This is a genomic window from Bradyrhizobium sp. (assembly GCF_049798375.1).
Classification (GTDB): domain Bacteria; phylum Pseudomonadota; class Alphaproteobacteria; order Rhizobiales; family Xanthobacteraceae; genus Bradyrhizobium.
Map to the genome: position 1 here is coordinate 1 of NZ_JBARGP010000538.1, position 5985 is coordinate 5985.

The window sequence follows — 5985 nt, forward strand, 5'->3', positions numbered from 1 at the left end:
CCCTAGCCCTCCCCCACAAGGGGGGAGGGAACGCAGTATGCCGAGCAGTGACAGCATCGGCCCATGCGAAAGCGGGCGTCGCATGACCTTCCCCGACATCACCGCCGATCTCAAAACCGCGATGCCGGATTTGCGCGGACGACTGCTCGCCAACGAGCTGCTGGCGCCGCTGACCTGGTTTCGGGTCGGCGGCCCAGCGCAGGTGCTGTTCACGCCGGCCGATGAGAACGACCTCGCGTACTTCCTCAAGAACCTGCCGGGCGATCTTCCCGTCATCGTCGTCGGCGTCGGCTCCAACCTGATCGTGCGCGACGGCGGCGTGCCCGGCGTGGTGATCCGGCTGACACCGCGCGGCTTCGGCGAGATCGAGACTGAGGGTGAGATCGTCCGCGCCGGCACCGCCGCGCTCGACAAGCGCGTCGCCGAAGTCGCGGCGGCGGCGAATCTCTCCGGCCTCGAATTCCTGTTCGGGATTCCCGGCAGCATCGGTGGCGCGCTGCGGATGAATGCCGGCGCCAACGGCGGTGAGACCAAGGATGTCCTGATCGAGGCCACTGCGTTTGGCCGGCAGGGCGATCGCCATCGCTTCGACAATGCCGACATGAAGTTCACCTATCGTGCGAACGGCCTCGACCCATCACTGATCTTCACCTCGGCCCGTTTTCGCGGGCTCCCTGCCGCGCCGGAGGCCATTCGTCTGCGGATGGCGGAGGTGCAGAACCATCGCGAGACCGCGCAGCCGATTCGCGAGAAGACCGGTGGCTCGACCTTCAAGAATCCGCCGGGACACTCGGCCTGGAAGCTGGTCGACGCCGCCGGCTGCCGTGGTCTCAAGCTCGGTGGTGCGCAGGTCTCCGAAATGCATTGCAACTTCCTGATCAACACCGGCAACGCCACGGCACACGACATCGAACAGCTCGGTGAGACTGTGCGCGAGCGGGTCAAGGCGACATCCGGAATCGAGTTGCGGTGGGAGATCAAACGAATCGGAATCCACGCGAGCTAGTTCGCCCGTGTTGTTAGTGATCGCGGCTGAGCCCGTGCTCGCCATCTGAGGTCAACCCGAGAACGCATTGATGCGCATCACCATTTTGTTTGGCGGCTCCAACAAGGAACGGCTCGTCTCGGTGGCGAGCGCACAAAGCCTGTATGCGCATTTGCCCGAAGCCGATCTCTGGTTCTGGGACGCCGATGACACCGTGCATGAGGCGAGCGGCCAGGCGCTCGCGGCCCATGCCAAGCCGTTCGAGCAGCCGTTCAAGGCCGATGGACAATCGCTTGGCGGCCTCGCTGCGGCGCTCGATCGTGCCAGGGACGAGGATCGCGTGCTGGTGCTTGGCCTGCACGGCGGCCGGGCCGAGAACGGCGAGCTGCAGGTGATGTGCGAGATGCGGGGTGTGCCCTATACCGGCTCGGACTCGACCTCGTCGCACCTCGCCTTCGACAAGGTCGCGGCCAAGCGCTTCGCGATGCTCGGCGGCGTCAGCGCGGCGGAAGGCATCGCGCTGGACGATGCCGAAGCCGCGCTCGCGACTTACAGCAAGCTGATCGCCAAGCCTGTCAAGGACGGCTCCAGCTACGGGTTGATGTTCGTCAACGGCAAGCAGGATCTCGTCGCGGTGCGCAAGGCAGCCGCGACCGAGGACTATCTGATCGAGCCGTTCATCGCGGGCGTGGAGGCGACCTGCGCGGTGCTGGAGCAGGCGGATGGCTCGCTGCTCGCGCTGCCGCCGATCGAGATCGTGCCAGCCGATGGCGCGTTCGACTATTTTGCAAAGTATCTGGCTAAGGGCACGCAGGAGATCTGTCCGGGCCGTTTTCCGCCCAACATCATGGACGCCATCAAACGTGAGGCGATCCAGGCGCACCGGGCGCTGTCCTGCGGCGGCTATTCGCGCTCCGACTTCATCGTCTCGGCCAACGGCCCTGTTTATCTCGAGACCAACACCTTGCCGGGCCTGACTGCGGCCTCGCTGTATCCGAAGGCGTTGAAGGCGCAGGGAATTGCCTTCGTCGACTTTCTCAACCTGCAGATCGCGCTGGCCGAGCGTCGCGGCGGCAAATAGCCCCCCGCGGAACCCCGGACCGCCGTCTACGGATTGTTCCCGCTCCCGGTAGAATACTTAAGAATTTGGCCCAAGGCCCTCAAATAACGAAGAAAAAATTCGTCGCGGCCAACCGACTTTACCTTTTGTTTACCAGGAGGGCCGAAGGTTAACGCTGGCGGCACAGCGATGCTCGGCTGCCCGGGTTGAGCTGTCGTGACGAGGCACTTGGGTGCCTGGCATCCGGCCCGGGGCAGACACGGAGACCTCGCCGACGCTGCGACCCGCAACGTAATTGCGGGCCCTCACAGTTGATGAGCTCGTGCAATGGATGGTGCAGGACGCCTCGCCCGATCACAGAGGCCCCAAGCTGACCTGAGAGCCGCCGCGCTTGGCGCGGCGATCTTGCTGCGCGAGTATGTTGCCGCACGTTTTGCGCAAGCCCGCGTTTCCCGGAACCGCCCGCGCGAGATCCCGTCGCGTCAGGCCCAGCCGCGTCAAACCCATCCGCGCCAGATTGCGCCGACGGCCGAGCTGCCGCAGCCCGCGCGCCTGGTCGCGTTCGTGGAGCGCTATCTGCCGCATCGGCTCGGCACCGTGGCCACCGTCGCCTTGCTGTGCGGCAGCGTCTGGCTCGGAATCGTCAAGGGCGGCCATGTCGACGAGGTGAGCACCGCATTCAGCGATGCCCGCAATGCGATTGCCAATTCCGTCGGCTTCCGCATCACCGCGGTCGCCATCAACGGCCGCAAGCAACTGACTCAGGACGAAGTGCTGGCGATCGGTGGCGTCACCGGCCGCTCGTCGCTGTTGTTCCTCGATGCCATCGCCGTGCGGGACCGCCTCAAGGCGAATCCCTGGATATCAGACGCAACGGTGCAGAAGTTCTTCCCGAACCAGCTTCAGATCGACATCGTCGAGCGCAAGGCGTTTGCGCTGTGGCAGCAGGACGGCAAGCTGTCGGTCATCGCAGATGACGGTGCGGTGCTCGAACCCTATGTGTCGCGCCGCTTCCTCACGCTGCCGCTCGTGGTCGGCAAGGGCGCTGAGGGCCGTGCGCACGACTTCCTGGCCTTGCTCGACCGCTATCCGCAGGTGAAGGCGGTGACCCGCGCCGCCATCTTCGTCGGCGAGCGCCGCTGGAATCTGCGTACCAAGGACGGCCTCGATATCCGCCTGCCGGAGCATGACGTCGGCAACGCGCTGGCCTCGCTGAGCCGGCTCGACCAGCAAGACCATCTGTTCTCGCGCGACATCGTCGCGATCGACATGCGCCTGTCGGATCGGCTGAGCGTGCAATTGTCCGACGATGCCGCCAAGGCGCGCGAGGACATGTTCAAGGACAAGGCGAAAGCCCAGAAGAAAGCCGGCAACGCATGACCGGCTTTGATCGCCAGACTCCGAAGACGCGTCCGATGTCGCAAAAGCGCACTGCGCTGGTGGCTTCGCTCGACGTCGGCACCAGCAAGATCGCCTGCCTGATCGCGCGGCTGAAGCCGGCGCCCCCGAGTGAGGCGCTGCGCGGCCGCAGCCATGCGGTCGAGCTGATCGGCTATAGCCAGATCCAGTCCCGCGGCGTCAAGGCCGGCGCGGTTGTCGATCCCGTCGAATGCGAGCAGGCGGTGCGTCAGGCCGTGGCGCTGGCCGAGCGCATGGCCAAGGTGCGGGTCGAGTCGGTGCTGCTGCCGGTGGCTGGCGGGCGGCTGCAGGGCCATCTGATCGAGGCGGCGTCGGACATTCGCGGCGGCGCCGTGACCCAGGCCGATGTCAGCCGGGTGACGTCGACCGGCATGCATCATGCGACCGGCGAGGGCAGAGCGGTGCTGCACGCGCTGCCCGTGGGCTACACGCTGGACGGGGTGAAGGGGATCCGCGACCCTCGCGGCATGCTGGCGCGCCAGTTCGGCGTCGACATGAATGTCGTCACCTCGGACGCGACGGTTGCCAAGAACCTGATGCTGGTGGTCGAGCGCTGCCACCTCAACGTGGAGGCCATGGCGGCGAGCCCGTATGTTGCCGGATTGTCTGTTCTGACCGACGACGAGGCCGACCTCGGGGCCGCCGTCGTCGAGATGGGGGCGGGCACCACCACGATCGCGATCTATTCCGGTGGCCGCTTCGTCCACGCCAGTGGATTCGCACTGGGCGGCCAGCATGTGACCATGGATCTTGCACGAGGCCTGTCGGCGTGCATTGCGGATGCCGAGCGAATCAAGACGTTATATGGCACGGTGCTGACCGGCGGGTCCGACGCGCGTGAGTTGATGTCTGTTCCGACGGCCGGGGACCACGAGCGGGATGTTCCGCAGATCGTGTCCCGCGCCACCATTGCGAACATTGTCAGGCACCGTGCCGAGGAGATTTTTGAAATGGTCCGGGACCGGCTGAAGGATTCTCCCTTTGCGGCAGAACCGAAGGCCCGTGTCGTCCTCAGCGGAGGAGCTTCGCAACTGACCGGTCTGGTCGAGTTGGCGACGCGGATTCTCGGTCGGCCGGTGCGCATCGGCAGGCCGCTCGGCTTCGGTCGGCTGCCGAACGAAGCCAAGAACGCCTCCTTTGCGGTGCCGACCGGGCTTCTGGTCTATCCGCAATACGCGCATCTGGAACATGTCGAACCGCGGCATACGCGGCAACAGGGAACTGGGACCGACGGCTATTTCGGAAAGGTCGGACGATGGCTGCGCGAGGGCTTCTGATGAATCGTTTCCGACCCAAGAATTTCGGACCCAAGAAAACGTCCAAGCAATTTTCACCAACACCCACGGCCACTGGCCGGGCTGAACCCACGCGCACGTGATCGAGAGGCAAACATGGCAATGACGATTTCCCCTCCTGATATCCATGAGTTGAAGCCCCGGATCACCGTGTTCGGCGTCGGTGGCGCTGGCGGCAACGCCGTCAACAACATGATCACGGCCGGCCTGCAGGGTGTCGACTTCGTCGTCGCCAACACCGACGCGCAGGCGCTGACGATGTCGAAGGCGCAGCGCATCGTGCAGATGGGCACCCAGGTCACACTAGGTCTCGGCGCCGGCTCGCAGCCTGATGTCGGCGCTGCCGCCGCGCAGGAGGTGATCGACGAGCTGCGCGACCATCTGTCAGGCGCCAACATGGTGTTCGTCACCGCCGGCATGGGCGGCGGCACAGGCACGGGCGCTGCTCCGGTGATTGCCAAGACCGCGCGCGAAATGGGCATTCTCACCGTCGGTGTCGTCACCAAGCCGTTCCACTTCGAAGGTGCGCGCCGGATGCGCACCGCCGAGTCCGGCATCAACGAACTGCACAAGGTCGTCGACACGCTTCTGATCATCCCGAATCAGAACCTGTTCCGGGTCGCCAACGAGAAGACCACCTTCGCCGACGCTTTCGCGATGGCCGACCAGGTGCTCTATTCGGGTGTCGCTTGCATCACCGACCTGATGGTCAAGGAAGGCCTGATCAACCTCGACTTTGCCGACGTGAGGGCGGTGATGAGGGAAATGGGCAAGGCGATGATGGGTACCGGCGAGGCCTCCGGCGAGAAGCGCGCGCTGACGGCGGCGGAAGCCGCGATCGCCAACCCGCTGATCGACGATTCCTCGATGAAGGGCGCCAAGGGCCTCCTGATCTCGATCACCGGCGGCAAGGATCTCACGCTGTTCGAGGTCGACGAAGCCGCGACCCGCATCCGCGAGGAAGTCGATCAGGACGCCAACATCATCGTCGGCGCCACCTTCGACGAGGCGCTCGACGGCCTGATTCGCGTGTCCGTCGTCGCCACCGGCATCGAGCAGGCTCAGTACAACCGCAACTCCACGCCGTCGGCTCCGCCGCCGCCGGTGGCCGCCCCGACCATGCCGGTCGGCGGCGTGCCGGAGAGCCGGCTCGCCGACCTGACCGCGCGCCTGCGCGCCGATAACCAGCGTCTGGCCGAGCGGGCCGCCAAGCTCGAATCCCAGGC

The 5985-nt window shown here is 65.5% G+C and carries 5 protein-coding genes; all 5 read left to right on the plus strand.

Annotated features, from left to right (window positions below):
• The first annotated feature begins 82 nt into the window (after window positions 1–82).
• On the plus strand, window positions 83–1006 hold the full coding sequence (gene murB, locus WA702_RS21725) for a UDP-N-acetylmuramate dehydrogenase (RefSeq protein ID WP_425112608.1): 924 nt from the start codon (window positions 83–85) through the stop codon (window positions 1004–1006).
• Between the two features lie 70 nt (window positions 1007–1076).
• Window positions 1077–2066 carry a D-alanine--D-alanine ligase family protein gene (locus WA702_RS21730; protein WP_425112609.1) on the plus strand — a complete coding sequence of 330 codons (990 nt, stop codon included), beginning with the start codon at window positions 1077–1079 and terminating at the stop codon, window positions 2064–2066.
• Between the two features lie 306 nt (window positions 2067–2372).
• On the plus strand, window positions 2373–3425 hold the full coding sequence (locus tag WA702_RS21735) for a cell division protein FtsQ/DivIB (protein ID WP_425112611.1): 1053 nt from the start codon (window positions 2373–2375) through the stop codon (window positions 3423–3425).
• Window positions 3422–4741, plus strand: coding sequence for a cell division protein FtsA (gene ftsA, locus WA702_RS21740; protein ID WP_425112612.1), 1320 nt, complete (start codon window positions 3422–3424; stop codon window positions 4739–4741). Before WA702_RS21735 ends, ftsA begins: the two co-directional genes overlap by 4 nt.
• A 114-nt stretch (window positions 4742–4855) precedes the next feature.
• The coding region (gene ftsZ / locus WA702_RS21745; protein ID WP_425112613.1) for a cell division protein FtsZ at window positions 4856–5985 on the plus strand (1130 nt) is incomplete at its 3' end.